The organism is Arthrobacter sp. zg-Y179, from assembly GCF_020907345.1.
Classification (GTDB): domain Bacteria; phylum Actinomycetota; class Actinomycetes; order Actinomycetales; family Micrococcaceae; genus Arthrobacter_B; species Arthrobacter_B jinronghuae.
Genome location: NZ_JAJJOB010000013.1, coordinates 139,939 through 161,624, shown reverse-complemented (window position 1 = coordinate 161,624; position 21,686 = coordinate 139,939). Strand labels below are relative to the sequence as shown.

The 21,686-nt window shown below is 62.0% G+C and carries 19 protein-coding genes and 1 pseudogene; 11 read left to right on the top strand and 9 right to left on the bottom strand.

Annotated features, from left to right (window positions below; translation table 11 throughout):
- Window positions 1–3 precede the first annotated feature (3 nt).
- From LOC56_RS15025 to LOC56_RS15015, 3 genes are read right to left on the bottom strand one after another with little or no spacing between them, the layout of a single operon-like run.
- On the bottom strand, window positions 4–3,315 hold the full coding sequence (locus LOC56_RS15025) for an ATP-binding protein (RefSeq protein WP_229953075.1): 3,312 nt from the start codon (window positions 3,313–3,315) through the stop codon (window positions 4–6).
- Window positions 3,312–4,079, bottom strand: a complete 768-nt coding sequence (locus LOC56_RS15020) for a DUF4194 domain-containing protein (RefSeq protein WP_229953074.1) — start codon at window positions 4,077–4,079, stop codon at window positions 3,312–3,314. Before LOC56_RS15020 ends, LOC56_RS15025 begins: the two co-directional genes overlap by 4 nt.
- On the bottom strand, window positions 4,076–5,545 hold the full coding sequence (locus LOC56_RS15015) for a DUF3375 domain-containing protein (RefSeq protein WP_229953073.1): 1,470 nt from the start codon (window positions 5,543–5,545) through the stop codon (window positions 4,076–4,078). Before LOC56_RS15015 ends, LOC56_RS15020 begins: the two co-directional genes overlap by 4 nt.
- Window positions 5,546–6,250: 705 nt before the next feature.
- Between LOC56_RS15015 and LOC56_RS15010 the strand changes: the two genes are divergently transcribed.
- The 5 genes from LOC56_RS15010 to LOC56_RS14990 all read left to right on the top strand — a co-directional run bounded on the left by LOC56_RS15010 (window position 6,251) and on the right by LOC56_RS14990 (window position 11,851).
- Entirely contained in the window at window positions 6,251–7,504 is a 1,254-nt protein-coding gene (locus LOC56_RS15010) for a HEPN-associated N-terminal domain-containing protein (protein WP_229953072.1), read from the top strand.
- A 646-nt stretch (window positions 7,505–8,150) separates the two neighbouring features.
- Entirely contained in the window at window positions 8,151–8,891 is a 741-nt protein-coding gene (locus tag LOC56_RS15005) for an adenylate/guanylate cyclase domain-containing protein (protein ID WP_229953071.1), read from the top strand.
- Between the two features lie 42 nt (window positions 8,892–8,933).
- On the top strand, window positions 8,934–9,635 hold the full coding sequence (locus LOC56_RS15000; protein ID WP_229953070.1) for an adenylate/guanylate cyclase domain-containing protein: 702 nt from the start codon (window positions 8,934–8,936) through the stop codon (window positions 9,633–9,635).
- The gene (locus LOC56_RS14995) at window positions 9,635–10,159 is read left to right on the top strand and encodes a Pycsar system effector family protein (protein WP_229953069.1); all 525 of its coding nucleotides are present in this window, start codon (window positions 9,635–9,637) and stop codon (window positions 10,157–10,159) included. Before LOC56_RS15000 ends, LOC56_RS14995 begins: the two co-directional genes overlap by 1 nt.
- Window positions 10,160–10,438: 279 nt before the next feature.
- Window positions 10,439–11,851: a pentapeptide repeat-containing protein gene (locus LOC56_RS14990; RefSeq protein ID WP_229953068.1), complete on the top strand. Its 1,413-nt coding sequence runs from the start codon at window positions 10,439–10,441 to the stop codon at window positions 11,849–11,851.
- Window positions 11,852–12,257: 406 nt separating this feature from the next.
- Here LOC56_RS14990 and LOC56_RS16335 read toward each other — a convergent pair whose 3' ends face one another.
- Window positions 12,258–12,848, bottom strand: a complete 591-nt coding sequence (locus tag LOC56_RS16335) for a DUF3090 family protein (protein ID WP_331460958.1) — start codon at window positions 12,846–12,848, stop codon at window positions 12,258–12,260.
- 168 nt (window positions 12,849–13,016) lie between these two features.
- Here LOC56_RS16335 and poxB point away from each other — a divergent pair, with 168 nt between their 5' ends.
- The 3 genes from poxB to LOC56_RS14965 all read left to right on the top strand — a co-directional run bounded on the left by poxB (window position 13,017) and on the right by LOC56_RS14965 (window position 16,371).
- Entirely contained in the window at window positions 13,017–14,735 is a 1,719-nt protein-coding gene (poxB, locus tag LOC56_RS14975; RefSeq protein WP_229953067.1) for a ubiquinone-dependent pyruvate dehydrogenase, read from the top strand.
- 438 nt (window positions 14,736–15,173) lie between these two features.
- Entirely contained in the window at window positions 15,174–15,449 is a 276-nt protein-coding gene (locus LOC56_RS14970) for a hypothetical protein (RefSeq protein ID WP_229953066.1), read from the top strand.
- Between the two features lie 376 nt (window positions 15,450–15,825).
- Entirely contained in the window at window positions 15,826–16,371 is a 546-nt protein-coding gene (locus LOC56_RS14965) for a hypothetical protein (protein ID WP_229953065.1), read from the top strand.
- 54 nt (window positions 16,372–16,425) lie between these two features.
- Here the strand turns inward: LOC56_RS14965 and LOC56_RS14960 are convergent, their stop codons facing one another.
- The 4 genes and pseudogenes from LOC56_RS14960 to LOC56_RS14945 all read right to left on the bottom strand — a co-directional run.
- Entirely contained in the window at window positions 16,426–17,364 is a 939-nt protein-coding gene (locus LOC56_RS14960; protein ID WP_229953064.1) for a toll/interleukin-1 receptor domain-containing protein, read from the bottom strand.
- Between the two features lie 110 nt (window positions 17,365–17,474).
- Window positions 17,475–18,242, bottom strand: coding sequence for an SCO1664 family protein (locus LOC56_RS14955; RefSeq protein WP_229953063.1), 768 nt, complete (start codon window positions 18,240–18,242; stop codon window positions 17,475–17,477).
- Window positions 18,242–18,802, bottom strand: a complete 561-nt coding sequence (locus tag LOC56_RS14950) for a DUF3090 family protein (protein ID WP_229953062.1) — start codon at window positions 18,800–18,802, stop codon at window positions 18,242–18,244. The genes LOC56_RS14955 and LOC56_RS14950 overlap by 1 nt, the downstream gene beginning before the upstream one ends.
- Window positions 18,803–18,817: 15 nt before the next feature.
- Window positions 18,818–18,919 (bottom strand): annotated as a pseudogene (locus LOC56_RS14945) (histidine phosphatase); the annotation flags it as partial.
- Window positions 18,920–18,988: 69 nt separating this feature from the next.
- Between LOC56_RS14945 and LOC56_RS14940 the strand changes: the two are divergent.
- Window positions 18,989–19,636 carry a hypothetical protein gene (locus LOC56_RS14940; RefSeq protein ID WP_229953061.1) on the top strand — a complete coding sequence of 216 codons (648 nt, stop codon included), beginning with the start codon at window positions 18,989–18,991 and terminating at the stop codon, window positions 19,634–19,636.
- 176 nt (window positions 19,637–19,812) lie between these two features.
- Here LOC56_RS14940 and LOC56_RS14935 read toward each other — a convergent pair whose 3' ends face one another.
- Window positions 19,813–20,514 carry an MSMEG_4193 family putative phosphomutase gene (locus LOC56_RS14935; RefSeq protein WP_229953060.1) on the bottom strand — a complete coding sequence of 234 codons (702 nt, stop codon included), beginning with the start codon at window positions 20,512–20,514 and terminating at the stop codon, window positions 19,813–19,815.
- 112 nt (window positions 20,515–20,626) lie between these two features.
- Here LOC56_RS14935 and LOC56_RS14930 point away from each other — a divergent pair, with 112 nt between their 5' ends.
- Both LOC56_RS14930 and LOC56_RS14925 read left to right on the top strand, forming a co-directional pair.
- The gene (locus LOC56_RS14930) at window positions 20,627–21,118 is read left to right on the top strand and encodes a GNAT family N-acetyltransferase (RefSeq protein ID WP_229953059.1); all 492 of its coding nucleotides are present in this window, start codon (window positions 20,627–20,629) and stop codon (window positions 21,116–21,118) included.
- 101 nt (window positions 21,119–21,219) lie between these two features.
- Window positions 21,220–21,642, top strand: a complete 423-nt coding sequence (locus LOC56_RS14925; protein ID WP_229953058.1) for a nucleoside 2-deoxyribosyltransferase — start codon at window positions 21,220–21,222, stop codon at window positions 21,640–21,642.
- Window positions 21,643–21,686 lie beyond the last annotated feature (44 nt).

Sequence of the window (21,686 nt, the reverse complement as noted above, 5' to 3'; positions counted from 1 at the left end):
CGCCTAGCGCAGCAGGATGTCCACCGACCGGGAGTTGCCCATGGCCCGTTCCATCACGCCGGAACGGTTGGTGACGTCGTCGCGCAGGATTTCCGTTACCGAGCCCAGGAACCGGGAGAGGTCCACCTTGTCCTCCGGTGCGGCGAGCAGCAGCTGGAAGCCGAACTCGTGCAGCGCGTTGATGGACGCCTCGGCAAAGGACAGGGACGACTTAACAAACGCCTCGTCCATCATCACGGTTCCATACGTGCTGAAGCCCTGGGACACAATGCCCAGCTGGTAGGCCAGCGCGGAGGCCATGATGAACGCGGTGAACCGCTGGCCCTCGCCGCCGGACATCAGCGATGCCTGCAGGTTGGTGAAGGTGTGCCCGCTGGCAAGGCGGTGCGTGCAGGTGATGGTCACGTGCGAACGGACATCGAGCACCTCGGCCCGCCAGCGCTTCTCCTCGGGATCCTTCAGCCGGTCCACCAGGCCCTCGAGCGCGGCGTACCGGGCGTCCATGTCCGCCTTATCCTGCCGCGAGCCCATCATGGGCAGCGCGTTCTTCAGCTCGGTACGGAACTTGTGCGCGGCGTCGGGAACGGTGGTGGCGACCTCGATCTCCAGGTGGCTGCCGGCGGAGTATTCCACCCGGCGCAGCACGGAGTTCAGCGGCAGCAGGCGCGAGGAGATGCTGCGGCGTTCCTCGTCGAGGAGCTGCAGCAGGTCGCTGAAGCGTTCGTAGGTGCGGTTGTTGAAGTATTCGCGGAACTCGGCTTCGCGCTGCGGCAGGCCCTCGGAAATGATGTCCTCGAAGCGGTCCTCGTAGGCACCGGCGGATTCCACCGAGGTGCCGAAGTCCGAACCCCACTTGTCGCTGAAGGTCTCGAACGTGCGTTCCAGCTTCGCGCGGGTTTCCAGCAGGGTCTTTTCCAGCCGGGCCTGCTCGGTGATCAGGGAGCGTTCCACCTCGCCGGCGGCCTCCTTCAGGCGGGCCGGGTCGGTCAGTTCCCCGAACGGTTCGAACAGTTCGGCCAGCGCGGAACGCAGCCCCTCGGACAGCGCCTCGGGGGCCTTCGCCGAGAGCGCGGTGCGGCGCTCGACGGCGGCGGCAAGGTCGGCGTCGAGCCTCGCGGCATCGCCCTTGAGCACGCCGACCTTCTCGGTGGCTGCGGTGAGGTCCAGCTCGGCGGTGTCGAGTTCGAAGCGGATCTGCTCCAGATCGGCGTTGGCATCCCGGGCCGACTCCAGTCGGTCATTGGCGACGGCGACGGCGGCCCGTGCGGCGTCGGCCGACAGGTCCTCCCAGGTCCGCTCGTCGGCAGCGATGGCGCGCACGGCGGCGAGCCGGCGGACCAGCTCGTCCTGTTCCTGTGCGTGCTGCCGGGAGAGGTTGTCTGCTTCCTCGAAGACACCGCGCAGGGCCAGCAACTCGTTGCCGAGCGCCGCAACGGTGTCCTTGTTGTCAAAGCCCAGGACGTTGTCCGAGGCCTTGGTGTGCCGGTCATCCTTTTCCGTGGTGCTGCGGTTGCGCTTGACCGCACCGCCGAGGCTCACACCCTTGGCGACGCCGGCGAGCCCGGCAGGGTCCTCCACGCAGACGAAGTCGTAGTGCGCGATGATCTTGTGGCGGACCCACTCGCCCATTTCCGAGTCGTGGGTGAGCAGCTTGGTGATCAGGTCATCGGGGCCCGGTTCGGTGGGGCCGTCCACGGGAACGGAGACGTCGATGCAGCGGACGTAGCCGTGCATGTCGTTTTCGCTGAGGTAGCGGGTGACGGCGGCCATGTGCTCGCCGGGCACCAGCAGGGCGGTGGCGAGGGAACGCAGGGTGCGCTCGGCGGCCGGGCGCCACTGCGCGTGCTCGTTGGGCAGGTCGATCAGTTCGCCGGCGAACGGCATGTCCGTTTCGTCGATGCCGGTGGCGGCGCAGATCCGGGCCCGCTGGTCCAGGGAGTCCTGCCGGATGTTGGAGGTGCGGCGGCGGAAGGAGCCGATCTCGTTTTCCAGCTTCGCGATCTGCCCCTTGAGGGACCACGCCTCGCCGTGCGCGTTGCTGCTGCGCTCGCGGGCGGCGTCGAGCTCGGTGCCGAGCGACTTCACCAGCTCCGCGGCGCGGCTGCGGGCGGTGACCAGGCCGGCCGGGGAGAAGTCGACGTCGATCCCCGCGGCGGCGAGCTCGTCCTTGGCGGCGTTTTCCACGGTTTCCCGGGAACGCAGCTGCGCGGAGGCGGCGGCGAGTTCCCGTTCCAGGGTGGCGATGGCTCCGCCGCCCTCTTCGGTGTACCGGGTGCTGAGCGCGTCGCGCTGGTCCTTCAGCGTGGCCCGGCGGGTTTCGGCGGCGGACAGCTCGGAGCGGGCCGCCGTTGCGGCCTGCTCCAGCTTCTCGGCGGTGCGCTGAGCGCCTTCGAGGGCGAGGCGCTGCCGGTAGGCGGGCAGGCCTTCCTTGGCCAGGGCGCGGTTGTGCGCCAGCGCGTCGGCCGCTTCGCGGTAGCGGGTGTGCAGTTCGGGGACGGACTGCAGGTGGTCGCGCTGCTGCCGGGCGCGTTCGAGCTGGCGGCGGATGCTGCGCAGGTGGCTGAAGTCCTCCACGGCCTCTTCGGCGGCGGTCAGGGTGCGCGGGGTGTCCAGCACGTTGTTGCGGAAGAAGTCGTTGACCGTGCCGCCCAGGCCCTTGCCGGTCTGCAGGATGCGCAGCAGGTTGAAGGCTTTCTCGTCCTCCACACCCAGGGCGTGCCGGTAGCGTTCGGCGAACATCTTGTGCGAATCGAACACGGCGGCACCGGGCAGCAGGGATTCCAGGCTTCCCTTGGTGAAGCGGCCGCGCATACCGGCCTGCAGGGCCTTGAGGTCCAGCGGGCGATTGTGCACCAGGTAGTAGCGGCCCAGGTTGTGCTCGGTGCCGGTGGCGGGCAGGTCCATAACCACGGAGAGGCTGGTGATCTGCCCCAGACCGTTGTCGAACGTCAGGCAGACCGCGGACCAGGTGGCGCCGGGGCGCTGGTAGGCGGTGCCCGCGCCGTCGTCGGTCCCCTGGGTGCCCAGGCGTCCGCGCATGTAGGAGAACGCGTTGCGCTTTTCCTCGGCGTTGGTGCCGGAGTTGTTCTGCGCGGCCTCGTTCATCCGGGGGCGGGCGTCCATGACCTGGAGCATGGCGTCGAAGATGGTGGATTTGCCGACGCCGGAATCACCGGTGAGCAGCGTGCCGGCACGGTCCACCTTGATGGTGTGCGCGCCGTCGAAGGTTCCCCAATTGACGATCTGCACGGAGGTGAGCCGGTTCTGGCCGGGGTTGATCAGGTCTCCCATGGGGAGGGTGGTTTCGATGCTCATGCCGGCTCCTCGCCGTCGTTCTCTTCGTCAGCGGGGGTGCCGGTGTCGTTGGCGCTGTCCAGGTCCAGGGCGGGGACGGCGTCGTCGTCCCCGCCGAGGGTCTGCATAAAGGTGATGATGTCGCCGATCTGGCTGTATGGCAGGGCCAGCGGCAGGGCGTTGGAAATGACCCAGACGTTGTCCAGCTCGGTGGGGAGCAGCAGCCGGCGGTCCTGCACGAGCTTGCGGATTGCGGCGTCGGCCAGATCCTCCACGGACTTCGCGTCGCGCTGGCCCGGATCCACGTAGCCCTCGAGCACCTCGATGATGTCCTGCCGGGCGACGGTGGCCTCGTTCCCGGTGCCGGTGTGGCGGTCGAGAATCAGCCGCATGCGCAGCAGCAGCAGGGTTTCCTCGCGGGTCATTTCGCGCTGGCGCTGCAGGGCGGAGGTGTGCGGCTCGGCCATTTCCACCGGGCGCAGCAGGGCGACCTTGCGGTCCTCGTCAATGACCAGGGAAAGGAACAATTCGCTCAGCCGGACGCGCAGCTGCTCCTGATTGTCCACCACGGTCTCGTACACGTTGTCACTCGAGTTGGCGTCCAGGTACGGGCCGCGCAGCAGCCGGATCAGGGCCTGGCGCAGCTTCAGCGGCAGGGTGCCGGTGTCGCCGGGGAACAGTTCGGGGCCGTCGACGAGGAGGTCGCGCGGGGCGGGCTGCTCTTCTTCCAGCTCCGGGTCGAAGTCCTCCGGCGCTTCGGACAGTTCTGCGGTGGTCTCGCTCATTTTTCGGGGGCTTTCGCGACGGCGACGGCGGGCAGCAGCGCGGTGCGCTCGCTGCCGTCGATCTGGGTAAAGGTGACGGATTCAAGCGTCGGTGTAGTTTCAGGCCCGGCAGCTGAACCGGCTGAGAAACCTGATCCGAGCAGGGCGCGGATGCTGTTCAGGTGCCGGTGTTCGGGCGGCAGCTGCTCGAACACCTGGGCCACGGTGGCGCTGGCGCGGGTCGCCGTCGCCCGGGAGACGGCGTCGGCCAGTACCCGCCGGTCCGCGCGCGGGGTGCGGACCGAGCGGTGGATGTCCGCCGCGGTGAACTGCGGCGGTTCGGGCAGGGTGCGCGGGGCGGCGTGGTCCTCGGGGTTGTAGACCCGGACCATGCTCAGGGATTCAAAGCCCGAACCGTGCAGCTGCGGCGCGGGCACGACGGCGGCCCGGCGGCGTCCGCGCGGAGCCTTGTGGATCGCGGTTTCGGCGGCGCGGATGAGCTGGCGCAGCTGCACGGATTCGCGGTACTCGTCGCTCTGCACGTAGGTGTGCATGGATTCGGAGAGCCGGCCGTAGATGCGGTGGATTTCGGTGGCCTGGTCGCGCATGTCGCTGATCAGCCGGTACAGGCTCTGCCGGTCCTCGGGGCTCATGTCGTCGGCGAAGTCCCGTTCCAGCACCTCCGCGATGGCGGCGCGGAAGCGGGCCTGCTGGTCGGCGTCGTTCAGGAAGGCGGTAAAGCCCTCGTAGGTGCGGCCTTCGGCGGTGCTGCGCAGCTTCTTGTCCGCTTCGAGGATTTCGCCCATGGTCAGGCCCTTGGCGGCGTTCGATTCCACCATTTCCTGGCGCAGGTCATGCAGCATCTTTTCCAGGCCGTCGCGCATCCGTTTGAAGTCGGCGGGCAGGGCGGCGGCCAGGTCGAGGATGTCGCGGGCGGCTTCGACGGCGGTGTCGTCCGGCAGGGGCGGGGGAGCCTCCCCGGATTCCAGGGCGCGGATCATTTCCTCGCGGCGGGCGACCTCTTCTTTAAGGACGGCGATGCGGGCGGCCGGGTCCGGGTTGGATTCCTGCGCGAGGTTCTCCACCCGGTCCAGCAGGGTGGCCAGACGGGACGAGTTCAGGGACGTTTTGTCGCTGGTGTAGCCGTCCAGGTAGGAGAGGAAGCGGGCGGAGGATTCGGTGAGTTCGTAGACGAACTTCCCGTCCGCGCGGGGCCGGGCCAGGAACCGGCGGGCCACCCAGTCATCGGCGTAGTTCCGTCCGGTCCAGTCTTCGCGCAGCTGCACGCCGTCCATGCGGAGGCGGTTCAGGAAGGAGTCCGTCATGGCGTGGAAGTCGTCCAGCGGAACCCGCGGCCGGGTGCGGGTGAAGGCCTCGCGGAAGAGCGCCGGGACCCAGGCGTTGGCGTTGGTCAGTTTCCAGCCGGGGGAGGCCTGGAGCCGCTGTAGTTCGGCCCAGCGGGCAACGGCGTTCTCGATGAAGGACATTCTGCGCTTTCCGCCCGTGCAGTGGGGAAAAACGGGCCTCCTCGATTTTAGCCGGGTGGAGGAGCGGGGTGGGGCAGGGGGGGCGTGCGCGGTGGGGGAGTCGTCGCACGGCACCTAGGTGCAGAACATGGGGTCTAGCTCGCCGCCCGCTTAATCTCCTTCAGGTGTTTGACGATCTGTTTGGACACTGCTTCACGGACGACGCTGCCTTTACGAACGTATTCGCCCACGAGAAGGCCTAGTTCAATAGCTGGGGGCACGTAAATTTTCGGCTGAACGATGGTCAATGCTGGTACTCCACCGTAGGGCATAGAGCCCCGGGCCGACCGAGGACGAGCGTTCTGCGGATAGGCTAACATCTGTGAGATGGCGGCTGCCTTCCAGATGTGCCACACGAGAAAAACGGTCTGTACATGACATACCGGCCCCTTAGTTATCCAGATGTCTCCCAATTTCACAAGCCCCCGCAACGAACCGCGTGGCATTGGCCGTTGTGAATGCGCGCCGGCGCCAGTGCCCACGGGCAGTCATGGCCACCACCGAACCTTCGCACCGACAAATTCACCTTCGTCCTCACAAATGGCTGGCACGACTGGTCGTTCATCGTTCCCCACTATTTCCCGACACCGAAGCCTAAACCGTTGGGACGAGTAGTGAGCGCTCAAAGAGCAATCAACCGCGAAGCGGATACCTTAGGCTCGAGTAATGGGTGGGTATAAGAATCAGCAGATTACAGAGTGGGATCAGGGCTGGTCCTCCGTCGACAAGCGGGTGTGCGCCGACTGTCTGAACGATGAAGCGTTGGCCACTTCAGTTCAGAGTGCCGCCGAATTTTTCGACTGTGACTACTGCGGTCAACATGGCAATGGCGCTCCGATCGCGGCGCCGGTCGATGTCCTCCTCGACGCCATTACAAAGGGCCTACGGACAGAATACGGGCACCCGGACAACGAAGGCGTGATGTATGTGTCCAGTGAGGGTGGATACATGATGACAGTTACCGACACTTGGGAATTACTCGATGACCTCGATGTAACCAATGACCGGAACTTGCACGCCGACCTCTCCAATGCCATCGAGGGTCCATGGTGCCAGCGAAACCCGTACCGATCATCGCCTGCAGAGGCGTTATCTTTGGGTTGGGCCGGCTTTCGCGACTACGTTACCCACGTCTCGCGCTACATGTTCCACCTTCCATCACCCGACGCCGACCAGCAGCGGAAGGATGGTGAAATCCCCCCGCACGACATGCTCATGACCCTGGCGCAGACCATCAAAAACGGCAACCTAACCCGTGTTCTACCTGAGGGAACTCGCTGGGTGCGCTCACGTCCGCACAGCTCAGCAGAGCATTTCGTAACGGCAAAGGATCTTGGTAGCCCGCCGCCAAAAGCTGCCAAGTCCAACAGGATGACTGCCGGTGGTATCAGCGCGTTCTACGGTGCGACGACCCACGCTGGAGCACTAGCAGAAGTTACCTGGTACACCGTAGATGACTACGCCACTGTCGGGACCTGGGCAACTGCTCGTCCCATGCTCGTAATTGACCTTGTTGATCTTCCGGCCGTTCCATCACTTTTCGATCCGGACCAGCGTCATCGGCGATCAGATCTACTCTTCCTGCATGGCTTCGCCGCAGACGTTCGTCGGCCCGCCAAGCCAGATGATAAGGAGCACCTAGACTACGTTCCCACCCAAATTGTCGCCGAGTATTTCCGACACCTAATTCAGGATGACGACCGGAATCCGGCGATGGGAGTTCTCTGGCGATCAGCCATGGACCTGACGGTGACTAACTGTGTGCTGTTCGTGGACAACATGGGCTGCGTGGAGCAGACGGAGGAGTGGACAGGGCAGGCGGCATCGTCGCTGGGACTCGTGCCTGGAAGCCTGCAACGAGGTGCCCTCACCGATACCTCGGCTTGGGTGAAAGAAGATCCGATAACTGCGGGGCCGTAGCTGCGCGGAGGATGAGCTGTGGCTGGCCATCGGCGTTGAGAACGTGCAACGTCGTGGCCTTGCTTGTCCGATTAGTTGATCTTTCCGAATGTGATCTGACCGTGCGCTGTAGGGATTGCTAGGAGCTTCCAGCTGCAGCCTGGTGAGTACGACGGCTTCAAGTGGCCTACTGACCATGCAGGCGACTCATGAGACTGACGGCGCCACGGCACACTCCACGGAGCAGCTCAGGTTAATCCGGCTGCTTCCGCCGTTGTCCGTCCACACCGCGTCAATAGGACCGTTCGGGACAGAGTGCCCGCCATGCCCGGGCACTCCCTAGAGTCCGCTGAGGACAGTGGGTCTGGCCGACACGGACAGTTCAGTTAAGACCACGAGGAGGTCGAAGCCCTGCCGCCGCGTCGGCCACACGAAACAAACCGTGCCAGCGCCTCGCGCAGTTCGGCCGCGCTCCGGCTAGCAGATCGATTTCGTAGCCGGTGCCGTCAAGGGAGAGAGCCGAACAGTCCCTCCTGCGCCACTCGCCATAAAAGTCATCTGGCATATGCACCCCTATTTATTGCACCACTGAGTCCAAATTCAGTGAGGCATCACTGAAGGAGCTGCCCGGTAAAGTAACTGAGTTGGTCAAAACTAAGGGGGAAGTGTGTCAGCGTTCGGTGACAAAGTCCAAGGGAGGCTCGACGATTTGATGTCGGTTGCCTGGTCAATCAGGGACGGGCAGGTCGTTCCGAAGACAGAAGACGTCGCGCTCAAGAATGGAGCGGTCAAGCTAGAAGCCACGTATTTATACGCTGATCTGGCGGAGTCTACCCTTTTGCAGAAGCGCTACAAGCCAGAGTTCGCCGCCAAAGTGGTACGAATGTATCTAGCCGGTGCCTCGGAAGTGATCCGAGAACTTGGAGGCAGCATTAAGAGCTTCGATGGTGACCGGGTCATGGGCATCTTTGTTGGTAAAAGTATGCGAAACGATGCGGTGAACGCCGCGTTGAAGATTAATCACATGGTTGATCAGATGATGAACCCGATTATCAAGCGGCGGCTCCAAGCCTCTAATAGCACGCTGTGGGTCGTGACGCACGGCATCGGGATCGATTCTGGGTCCGCCTTCATGGCACGAGGTGGCGTTCACAACCGATCAGGGGAACACAATCACAACGACTTGATTTCCATTGGAGAGGCGCCAAACATCGCTGCCAAACTGAGCGGACTTCGAGGGTCTGAGCGGGGTCCGATCACCATTACGTCCCGGGTCTACCAGTATCTGAAGGACGCGCAAAAATTTGGCGGTACGTCGAAGGAGCACATGTGGCGAGACGCTAGGAATATTATCGCGGGGCCCCACACGGTGAGCGTACGACAGAGCGGGTGGCGGAGGGGTCTATGAACGTCCCCCGCCATCCGCCACTCGACAAAGATAGGACGACGTATGTATCCATCGATTGAAAGTTCCGTCTCCGAAATCTTCGGCGCTACCTGGAACATCACCAACGGAACCAAGGTTCCGAAAACTGAAGATGTCGTGATGAAGAACGGTGGCAGGCTCGTAGACGCGACCTATCTCTATGCCGACCTTGCAGGATCATCGAAAATGGCAGACTCTCTGTTCAAGGAAACTACCGCCAAGATCATAAGGGCTTACATCAATAGCGCCTCTCGTATCCTGCGGCATCAAGGCGGCGAGATCCGCAGCTTCGACGGGGATCGAGTCATGGCAATCTTCATGGGGGATGACAAGGAAACGAGGGCGGTGCGTGCCGCCCTGGCAATCAACTGGGCCGTGGTTGAGGTCATCCGTCCAGCCATAGAACGGTCTTGGTCTGACGGTAAGAACATCTCCAAAATCGCCCACGGAATCGGTATCGATACCGGCGAAGCCCTGATCGTCCGTGGTGGTGTGCGCGACAACAACGATCTGATTTCAATAGGCCAGGCTCCTAATCGTGCTGCTAAGCTCAGCGAGAAGCGAGACACGTTTCCTCTCACGATTACTGGTCCAGTGTTCAATGCCATGTCGGCTGACGTCGCCTACACAGACATCAATGTGCTGATGTGGCAAAAGCAGCAAATCAGAAACGATATCGGCACCTTGGACACCCTTTTCCGATCGCAGTACAGCTGGGCTATCTGATGATTTTTCGGAAGCAGCCGCCATCAAACGACAAAGCAATAGAGCAAGCGTGGAAGATCCATGCTGCCCAAGCCGAGTGGACAGGCAAAGTAGATGCCAAGGCGTCCTTCGCATTTGCCGTTGAATCGGCCATCATTGCAACCACTGTGGCGCTGTCCGCCAACGGACGGCTTTTTTCAAATATCAGTGGTTGGCTTGACGAAACGTTGTACTGGATCGGAGTTTTATCCCTGCTAGCTGGTGCCTTCTTCGCCCTAGTCGTCGTCAGACCGCGTCTCAAGGCTGACGTCGTCAAGAAAATGGCAGAAGACAACTTCATCTACTTCGGGCATGCGCAGTATTGGGAAAGTGGCGATCTTGCCCAGGCGCTAAAAGAACGCGATATCCTCCCGGTGATCACTAGGCAGATCGTAGTCATGGCGGACATCGCATGGCAGAAGCACAGGTGGGTCCAGCTGTCGATGTCGCTCGGCGGCGTCGGGGGCGCACTGCTTGTCGCCTGTGGACTGATCCAGAGGTTCTAGGGAAGACGGCCCTATGCATCGGAATCCTGGTAGGTGACCTGTCGATCTAGCAAGATCATCTTTTCATCATCGAATTGGGTCACGGTTCATCTCTGGTGCGATTCGGTCGATGAAGTCCATGAAGAACTGCGTGACCCTTGTTGTGACCCTCCAGACGCTGGCTATCTCGCCAACGACGCGAACAACAAGCCGATCGTCAAACGGTTGCTGTTAACTGAAGCGTGGCACTCCGGGAGCAACGTGCAAATTGTTAAAGGAAATCCGACGTAAGCTCTGCTCATGGTCGAACCCAATTCCTCTTCTAAAGACCCAATGCCTATCTTCTGGGCTCTCTTGCTGTGGAGTTCTATTGGAATCGGTCTTGGGTTGATCGTTGAGATCGTATTTGCCCAAATGGCAGCAGGTGCCTGGATCTGGGAAGGTCTGAACCTTGATTCAACTACATGGTTCGATGTCTCGCGCAGCACAATCACGACGGTCGGTATTTTTGGTGTGGGAGGTGCAGCCTTGTTGGCTTACCGCCGTCAACATACTACCGAGCGACAGCACAGTCTTGATGAACGTAAACAGGGAGCAGAAGACAAGGCAGACCTGCGGGCGCGATACACCACCGCCGCTGAACAACTCGGCCATGAAAAACCTGCAGTTCGTCTCGCTGGTGTATATGCTATGGCAGCCTTGGCAGACGATTGGCACTCCGCCGAAGAAGATGAACAGCGCAGAATTTGCATCGATGTTCTCTGCGCCTATCTCCGCATGGAGTATGTACCCGAGCCGGAAGGGGCTAAGACCGGCGAAAAAGAGGTTCGCCAGACTGTCATCAAGGTGATTGCTAATCACCTTTTGGACCCATCCAATACCATGTCATGGTGTGACATAAGTCTGGATTTCACCGGAGCGGTTTTCGACGGCGGCGACTTTTCTGGCGCAAAGTTTACCGGCGGAGACGTCAATTTCACCGCTGCCGCGTTTATCGGCGGAAGCGTCGCCTTCGACGCGGCAGAGTTCAGCGGGGGGAACGTTGATTTCCGCAATGCGAGGTTCTCTGGGGGGGAAGTTAATTTCACCGGTGCTGAGTTCATTGGCGGGAATGTGACCTTCGATGCGGCGGAGTTCAACGGCGGGAACGTTAATTTTAGCAACGCCCATTTTGCGGATGGTACTGTCAGTTTCTTTAAAGCAGCCTTCATCAGTGGCCTCGTCAACTTCAGTCGGTCAGAGGTCCGAGGAAGCTCCATCATTTTCACTGATACAAACTTTACTGGCGGAAATATCACCTTCAGCAATGCAAAGTTCACCGGCGGAAATGTCACCTTCAGTAGAGCAAAGTTCACTAAAGGCGGCATCAGCTTCGGTAGTGCAGCGTTCAGTAGCGGGATAGTCAATTTTAATGGTGCAACATTCGCTACTGCGTCAGCCACCTTTGCTAAGGCGAAGTTTATTGGTGGCGTTGCCTCCTTTGCCAAGTCAAAGTTCGTCAGTGGATCCGTCTCCTTCGAGGCGGCCGCGTTCACCGGGGGACGCGTCTCCTTCGATAGCGCAGAGTTCGACGGAGCAACCGTTAGCTTTCTGAAGGCACAAGGCAGTGGGCCAGCGGTAGTTAGCTTTGAAAATGTGGCTTCCTGGGAATATCCACCAAAATTTTCTTGGGCGCAAGGCTCTTCTCCTACATGGGTTCTCCCATCGTTGTAATCGCCGCAGCCAGCCCGCCAGCTACGTTTTCCGGTGGCAATGAGCAGAAGTCTGATGTCATTAAGGGCTGAACCGTGTAGTTTGTCCAACGGTTATTTATGTGCATGAGGGAAACATTGTGGGCCACTGTGTAGGCCAGCGGTTGTTTTTCAGCCCCGGGTCTGTGAAGTACGGCGTTTTCGAAGGATCGGTTGAGGGTCCCGAATACAAGCGCCGTTTAACGCTGACTGGTGCTCAAACCGTCTAGAAGTTGTCAGCTAAGTAAATCTCTTCCCGAATGAAAAACATTGTGTTTCGGAAAACTGTCCCTGCACAATTGTGGTAAGACCGTAAGACCGTAAGACCGTAAGACCGTAAGACCGTAAGAGCTGTTGCGTTGATATTGCCTGAGGCTTATCGCGTTGTTTTATACTAATTCGGTGCTGCCACAGAGAATGGGTTCTAAGCTGGCCACCGGAATCGAGCACTGTTTCCCGAAAAAAGGCACAGGAACTTCTTTGGCAGAGAACTGCAACGCCTCAGAACAACGGCTAGGGAAAGGGCGACATATCTCCACCCGGAGCGGGAAACGTCCTTGTCCGGCGCTGCCGGGCGCAGCGCCCGCGCCTAGCGCAGCGACTTCGGGCGATGATCCGGCCGCTTTCGTCCTCACCCTCGAGAACCTGTTTCCAGCCCGTCTCGGGCACCCCATCGGGCGGCACCAGGCCCACCGCGCGCTACTCGCGGCCTGTCTCTTGCAGGAGTTGCACCATTCCCTCACCCAGCGGACCGTCCCGCAGCCGAGTGCGCGGCACGATGCTCCGCCCAGAACCTCCGAGACCAGGTAGGCGGTCACCTCCCGGTGGACCAGGGAACCTTCGGGGAAGGAACAGATGCGCTCGTCGGCGTCGATGGGTTGACCGCAGAACACGGGGATCGGACGCCCGGCGCCCAACACCTCCCGCGTGTGCTTCGCGAATGCCCGGGCGGTGCCCAACGGCATCAGCGCCCGTAGCACCTCGCCGGCGTCAGCATCGTCGTCCTGAACCACGTCCTCGAGAGGGTAAGCCTCGATGGCACGGACTCTCCTGTGGAGCCAACCACGCACCCGCCAGACCTCTGGCACAGTCCGATCCCGCCGCCTAGACTGACGGGGCCGTCTGAGCGCGCCGAACGGAGGAGCAGCATGCCCACGATCGCCGAGACCGTTGTCCACAACCTCGCCGCCAATGGGATCCAGCGGATCTGGGGAGTTCCCGGCGACTCCCTGAACGCGGTGACCGAGGCAATCCGCCGGGAGAAGGGCATCGAGTGGATGCTCACCCGGCACGAGGAGGAAGCCGCGTTCGCTGCCGCCGGGGAGGCGGCGCTGACGGGCGAGCTCGCGGTGTGCGCGGGCAGCTGCGGCCCCGGCAACATGCACCTGATCAACGGGCTCTACGACGCGCACCGAAGCCGGGTTCCCGTGCTCGCGATCGCCTCGCACATTCCGAGCGACGAGATCGGCAGCCAGTACTTCCAGGAGACCCGGCCCACCGAGCTATTCCGTGACTGCACGGTCTTCTGCGAGATGGTCTTGAGCCCCGAGCAGATGCCACGGCTGCTGGAGATCGCGATGCGGACGGCCATCGAGAAGAGGGGCGTCGCCGTGCTCGTGATGGCCGGCGACACAGCGCTTGAAGATGCCGCGGACGAGCGCGTCTTCACGGTCCGCCGCACCGACCCGGCCATCGTGCCCTCCCCGGCGGAGCTTCAGGAGGCAGCCACCACGCTGAACTCCTGCGGGAACGTGACCATCCTGGCGGGCGCCGGCGTGGAAGGGGCGCGCGACGAGGTCCTCGCCCTTGCCGATGCACTGGGCGCGCCGATCGTGCATGCCCTCCGCGGCAAGGAGATCATCGAACACGACAACCCGTTCGACGTCGGCATGACCGGGCTCCTGGGCTTCGCGTCGGGATACCGGGCGATGGAGGACTGCGACGCGCTGCTGATGCTCGGCACCGACTTCCCGTACCAGCAGTTCTACCCGAAGAAGGCGAAGATCCTGCAGGTCGACATCCGGGGCGAGCAGCTCGGCCGCCGCGTGCCGCTCACCCAGGGCATGGTCGGCGGAGTGCGGGAGACGGCGGCGGCGCTGCTGCCGCTGCTCGAGCGGAAGTCGAACCGCACCCACCTCGAGAAGTCCCTGGACCACTACCGCCGCACCCGCGCACAGCTCGACGACCTCGAGAAGCAGGGCCCGGGCACCATCCACCCGCAGCACCTCGCCCACCTGATCGACAAGCTCGCGGCCGACGACGCGGTCTTCCTGCCCGACGTCGGCACTCCCGTGATCTGGGCGTCCCGGCACCTGCACATCGGCGCGCGACGGCGGCTGATCGGCTCCTTCTGGCATGGCACCATGGCGGCGGCGACCCCGCTCGGCATGGGCGCCCAGGCGGTGGACCGGAACCGGCAGGTCGTGGTCCTCGCCGGCGACGGCGGCCTCGCGATGATGCTCGGTGAGCTGCTGACGGTGGTGCAGCATCGGCTGCCGATCAAGATCGTCGTGTTCGACAACGCGGCGCTCAGCTTCGTGGAGGTGGAGATGAAGGCCGCCGGCATCGTCAACTTCGGCACCGGGCTCGAGAACCCGGACTTCGGTGCGGTCGCGCAGGCGGTGGGGATGCACGGCGAGAGCGTAACGCGCCCGGAGGACATCGAGGGCGCCCTGCGCCGTGCGTTCGCGTACAACGGCCCCGCGCTCGTCTCAGTCGCGGTGGAGCGGCAGGAGCTCTCCATGCCACCAAAGATCGACGCGAAGCAGGCCACGGGTTTTGCGGTCTACGCGATGCGCACGGTGCTCGCCGGCAACGGTCGCGAGCTCATCGATCTCGCCCGGGCAAACGCGCGCCAGCTGCTCTGAGCCTTGGACGGCCTGGTGTGCGGTGCTTCTTCATCGCCCAGTGGCCAGGGCGCCGCCGGCATCGCGCAGCTCGAAGTCGGGAACTGAGGGTGAGGTACGCCGGAAGTACATGCCCGTCAGAGGCGAGACGCGATAAACACTTGGAGAATCTATGTGATTTTGAAAAGTTGTCGTGTAACGGAAGTTTTTGGGATAATAGGAGCAAGGAAGCACTTTTTGCGGCTTGATGTCCCACTACTCTCGCTCTCAAGCGAAGTTGGTGGTGTCCCGGAAGTGTAAGTATCGTTAAATATGTAGAAAGGAGTTCCACTCTCTACAGAAAAATAGCCGGAGTCACTTCTCTAGCGAGATGTCCAGATAGTCCTTGAACTGTCTTCTGTTCGAAGACCAGGCCCTCACGGGGCCTTTTTTTATGCCCAAAATTAGGAAGGAACCAAAATGTCCACTCTCTTTGCCCGTCCCGTCGACAGCCTCTACCGCAGGTCCATCACGCCATCAAAAGCAGGCATCGGCGTAGATGGCCGGAGTCCGTTCGAGGTGGTCATGGACTCTGCAGTCAGGCTGCTGGCAGATCGGGCCCGGCTGTCCTCGCCGCGTACCATCAATGGACTTTGCGGCCTGATTGCTCGTGCGGAAAGAACCGTCAACACTGCGGATCTTAAGTCCTCACTCATCGCTGTCTGGAAGGCCCTGTTACTGGTAGTCGAAAGTTAGTGGTAGTCGAAACGCCCGCCCACAACCAGTCGTTGGCGGCTCGACGACGATTGGTTGGCCCCCGGCTACGAGGAAGCCTTGGCGCGGATAGACCTGCACTTTCCCCAATGGATGGACGTCCTCCACTCAGCAGTGTTACCGCTCACTCGGAGAATTGCGGGCAGCAGGTACCTCAGCACAATCCGAGTACTGGACCGAGGGCTGTGCTTGTCGACTAGTACCTTCCACGCCACATATGACGAAGCACAATGCTTCGGAAACACCGCGGTCACTGGAGGAGGCATACCTCGCAGCGCCAATAACCAGCTCCCACCTTTGCCCCGCCTTCGTCAAGGCAAGGGGTTTTTTATTTAACGTGCAATGAAAGGACTACCCCATGTCTCCCTCATCCCTGCCCTCGGACCCCTCGCTGTTCCTCTGGGCATCCCACCTCGGCCGCGTCGCTGGCGATAATGACTCCTCCCAGCTGAGTCGCGGCATTGCCACTGTTGGACCCCTCATTGAGCAATACATTGACGGTTATCGTCGCGGTAAAGGTCTGCCGATAATGACGATGCTCAGCGTCCTCGAAATCTGCCGCTTCGGACCGGAAATTCCGCCCTTCTCCGACGGACGCACCAAGCTGCTCACCGCCTGGGCATGTCTGTGCAACTTGTATGGTGTCCGCGGAACCCCGCTATCCGTTCTGGCGGACCGCGTAGAGCTGATCCTCGCGCTCAATGACCTGCTTGTCAGCGATGATTCGCCGCCTAACGTGGAAACTTACATCACTGTCTTGGACGCAGAATTGGCTGCCATGCGTTGGGAGCTTCTGGAATTGCTGCCCACGGATTGGGCCCTGCAGATCCAGCAGATTGACGAAGACTGGCGCGCTTCCGCAATGGAACAGCCCATTGATGAGATACAGGACGGCTGGTGCTGATGGCATCCGGAACAGGGAGGCCTGCTTGTTCGGCCATCACAAGAACGAGAGCAGCTAGGCGCGGCGGACCCTGCGAGTGGCTTCAGCAGAGACGCCGACGATGTGAACTTGACCGCTCAGTACCATTTGGGTTTTGACCAGTCCCTGAGATTCCAGGGAGTCTATGAGAGCTCGCGTGACTACTTGCGACTCGTCCTCGAAGGACGTAATGGCTTGGCGGGGATTGTTAACAATCGCGGCCAGTAGCCGCATCTGGAGCCCCTTGACGTCCAGCCCCCGAGAGGCCAGTGCTGCCAGGAGCGAGCTGGTCGCAATCCTCGTAATAAACCAATTGCCGCTCAACATCTTCTGGCGTTCGAGCCGTCCTTCCGACTCGAAAATCTCTACGCTTTCATTCATTGCATCAGCAGAAACCTCAGTTTCATCGATGCGTTGCAGAAGGGACCGGTCGCTGATGGCCGTCGCAGAGTCATGCAGATGCAGATCGATGATGGCATTGAAGACGATGTTGTCGATTGGGTCGGGCAGCACTCGCGGAAGCGAGGTGGCAGTTGCATAGACGGGAGGGACTCCCAGTGGGGGTCTGCTGTCCAGCTCAAAGATCGATTGGAGAGCCTTTTCAACTACCTTGTCGAGGCCGTTCTCGGGAACCGAGAGATATAGCGTGTGCCGGAGGGAGACCGGTACTTCTACGTCATCTAGGACGATGGGAATGACCTTGGCTTGTCCCGATATCCGCCTCATCACCCCTGCATCAAGTTCGTCCCGCACCCAAGGCTTTGTCACGCTAGTTGAGGACAAAACGACAATGAAGACCGAGGCTTCTTTGATGCCGGACTCGAAGATACGGTCCACAAGGGACTCACCGGCCTTGATTTCCCACTGGTCAACCCAGGCCTCAACACCTTTTTCACGGAGCATGGTGGCAAATGGGATTACAAATCCTTTGTCTTCGGTCGCGTGGCTGATGAATGCCTTTGGTGCAGATGTCATGTATCTGAGCTTATCGGGGGGTGCCGACAATCTCTTTGAGATGTATGTGTTTTTGGGGCTGCTTCACGTGGCCCACTGTTGCCCGACCCTTGAGGCAGGGGGGAATCACGTTAAAACAGCGGCCAAGGCACCGCGGGCATGTCGCCGCTCGGCGCGGGGAACTTCCCTGCTGAGCGCAGCCGGGCGCAACGCGCGGCAAACGCCTCAATCTCCTCGGCGGTGAGCAGCTTGGCCAGCTGCGAGCCCAACTCGCCCTCGAGCCCCGAGAGAACCCGGTCAACACCCTGGAGTTCCTCGGCACTCAACTCGACGCCGATCCAGCCCCACAACACGGTCCGCAGCTTGTGCTCGCTATGGAAGGTGAGCCCGTGGTCCACGCCGTACCGGTGCCCGCTGGCCATGGCGAGGACGTGGTCGCCCTTGCGGTCGGCATTGTTCACCAGAATGTCGAACACGGCCATCCGCCGGAGCGCCGGAGTGTCCTCATGAATAAGGGAAACGATCCGCCCGTTTTCGTCCTGGCCCTGAAGGACCTCTTTCCAGCCGCTGTCCGGAACGTCATCCTCCGGCACCAGGTCCACCGCGGTCTGCTCAGGATCTGTCTCCTGCCAGAGCTGGACCATGCCTTCACCGAACCGCCCGTCACGCAGCCAGGTACGCGGCACGATATTCCAGCCCAGCACCTCCGACACCAGATACGCGGCCACCTCCCGGTGCGCCAGGCACCCGTCGGGAAAGTCCCACAGCGGCTTCTCGCCCGCGATCGGTTTGTACACGACGGCCGCGTCGCCGATGCTGCCCAGGAAGGTGGCGTTCGACGCCGTCGTGAGCCGGCCGGTGAGCGTCAGCTCGGCGGTGCCCAGGTCCGGCGCGGGCATCAGGCCTCGGGGAAGGTGCAGGTGTGCCCGTCGGCGTCCATCGGCTGACCGCAGATCACGCAGATGGGACGCCCGGCGCCCACCACCTCCCGCGTGCGCTTGGCGAAGGCCCGGGCCGTACCGACCGGCATCCGCACCCGCAGCACCTCTTCGACGTCGTCGGTCTCGTCGTCGTCATCCTCAAGGAAGCCGTCGTCGTCCTCATCCACCTCGTCGAGAGGGTAGGCCTCGATGACGACCTGCGCCGTCGTCGGGTCCCAGCCGAGGCTCATCACGCCGGCGCGGAACTGTTCCTGAACCGCCTCGAGATCGTCATTGTCCACGAGCTCCAGGGGAGTGCTCGCGGGAACGTGGAAGGGGTTGCCGTCGACGGTCATGAGCTGGTCGAGGATCTCGTCGATCTTCTCGGCGAGCTGGGCAGACTGCAGCTTCTCCAGGGCAATGCTGACAATCTGCTTCCCGGCGCGCACCTGCAGGTAGAACGTGCGCTGGCCCGGAACGCCGACAGTGCCGACGACGACGCGGTCCGGCCAGTCGAAATCGTGAACGGTTGTAGGCATAGAACTACTCTAGGCTCATCGGGCCGGCGGTGCCGCGTGACCTGCACCACCGCCCACCGGGGCATCGTCCGACGTCGGCCTGGCCGCCAGCCAGGACAGGTCCCCGGCGTCGGTGTTGGGAGAACTCTCCTGGAGCGTCAGTGCTCACTCTTATGCTGATCAAAAAGAGGCTACGAAAGGAAGATCGTGCACGAGGAGACACGCATGGCGCAGGAGCGGGAACAAGAGGCGTCGAAAGCCCTCAACGAGCAGGAGAATTTCCTCCGGCGCCAGGATTACCTCAGTGATGAGGAGCTGACCGAAAACCTGCTGGCTGGAATCCGGAGGGAGAAGGCCATAGTCGAGAGCTGGCTGGATTCAGGGGATTGTTTCGTTCTCTCATCTGCCGGGAAAGTCCATTTGCCGCAATGCTCGAGCATGCGCCAGTTCATGGATCGTGAGGCAGCCTGGGCGCCCTATCTACGCGATTTGGAGCGCGTGCGGGATTGGAGTGGGGATACGTACCCCTCAATGCCGGTCCTGCGGACCCGCGCCCAGGTGGAAGATCTGAAGGCGTATAAGACATGCCCGATGTGCGCACCAACCCTTGACCATTCGGACAAGCGCCAGGGTGTTCGCGGCTGGACCCTTTTGAAGGCCGGGAGCTTGAAAGCGAAGCACTTCGGCAAGACTTTCAGCCTCGCCGGTGGCAGCAGTATTGGAGTGCTGACCGAAATTTCTACGGTGGAAACCGCCCAAGGCCTGGACTTCCGGGCTGAATTCGATGGCCTCGCGGCTCCTGTCACTGATCCGATGACGCAGGTGATGTATCGGACGCCCCGCCCCACACACTGACCAAGCGTGGTAAGGACACGCTGCATAGTGTCGAGGCCTGTGTCAGCGCACGCAGCCGTCAGCTTTCCTCGCACCAGGAATGCTCAAAGATGTGGCATCTAGCAGCGCTAGGAGGTCCTGCGGGCGGGCGAGTTCCAGCCGCGTGGAGTGCCCGTAGGCATAGAACTACTCTAGGCTCATCGGGCCGGCGGTGCCGCGTGACCTGCACCACCGCCCACCGGGGCATCGTCCGACGTCGGCCTGGCCGCCAGCCAGGACAGGTCCCCGGCATCGGTGTTGGTGGCGAGGACGGTGGGGCGCCCCGTGCCGTAGTGCACGATCGACACGGAGGCCGGGCCCACGTTGAGGCGCTGGAACATGTCCAGGTGCATGCCGAGCGCGTCGGCGAGGACCGACTTGATGATGTCCCCGTGGCTCACCGCCACCCACACCGCCCCCGGCCCGTGCTCGGCCTCGAAGGCTGCATCGTGGCGCCGGATCGCCGCCACCGAGCGGGCCTGCATCGCGGCCATGGACTCGCCGCCGGGAAAGGTGACAGCGGAGGGCTGCGACTGCACCGTCGCCCATAGCTTCTCCTTCGCGAGCTCCTCGAGCGTGCGGCCCTGCCAGGAGCCGTAATCGCACTCGGTGAGGTCGACGTCGACCGGTGCGTGCGGTGTGCCGGACTGGCGGTCGAGGATGAACAGAGCGGTCTGCCGGCAGCGCTCGAGCGGGCTCGACACGACGCCGACGACGGGTACGACGGCGAGCCGGTCGCCGGTCGCGGCGGCCTGGTCGAGGCCCACCTGGTCGAGTTCGACGCCGGGGGTCCGGCCGGCCAGCACTCCGGTGGCGTTCGCTGTGGTGCGGCCGTGCCGCACGAGGATTACTGTTGCCATCTCCCCAGCGTAGTCCGGGCGTGAAGTCGCCCGACGGCGGGCTGAACGTGCTGGTGTGAGCTGTCTGTACCGCGCGGGCAGGCGCCGCCCCGGTTATAGCTATGGTTGGCGCATGGAAATTGTCCCGTATTCCGCCGAACACCGCGAGCCACTACTGGCCCTCTCGTTGCGGGCATGGGAACCAGTGTTCCAGTTACTCAAACCAGCTGTCTCTGCCTTCGTCTATGAGTCGTTCTACCCCGAAGGTTGGCGTAGCCGGCAAACCGACGATCTAAAAGCGACCCTCGACGGCGAGCCGGAGAATATCGACGTCGCTCTCATCGACAACGCACCTGCCGGGTGGGTCTGCACGCGGCTTCATCCCGAGGACAGCATGGGTGAGGTCTATGTTCTTGCTGTCGACCCCACGCACCAAGGGAAAGGACTCGGTCGGGCACTCATGCAGAGTTCAATCAGCCGAGCTCGATCACGGGGCATGCGAATGGTGATGGTCGAAACAGGCGATGACCCTGGACATGCGCCGGCCCGTCAGCTCTACGAGGGGTCCGGGTTCGAGCGGTGGCCTGTTGCTCGCTACTTCAAGGAGATAAGCGGCGAAACGTAGTACACGAACTGCACTAGAGCATCCCCATATGGGACTGGAGCAATGAGCCATGCTGAGGAATTGACCGGAATAGTCGTAGTTCCAATCAGGAGGGAGAAGCCTTGAAAAGGTTCTATGTTGCGTCGAGCTTCAGAAATATCGCCAACGTCCGGTACGTCGCGCAAACCCTGGAAAGCAAGGGCTACGTCAACGCGTACGACTGGACCCAGAACGCGTCAGCGCGCGATGCGGGCACAGTCACCCTCGATGATCTGCGCTCTATCGGGCAGCAGGAGAGAGATGCAGTGATGGGGGCCGACGTCGTCGTTATCCTGCTTCCAGGCGGGAAGGGTACGCATGTTGAGCTTGGCATCGCAATCGCTCAAGGCAGAAGAATAATCCTGCATGCGGCGGACGAGGACATCAATAACCCTGAGACCACCAGCACGTTTTACCACCTACCTGAGGTGGAGAAGTGCCACGGAACTCTGGACGACCTCCTGGCCATGATCGTCGGCCGGGAAGTGCCCGTCGCCTCGGTCTGACTCAATTCTGCCGCAGTGAGGAACCGGCTATCCGGCACCGAAGT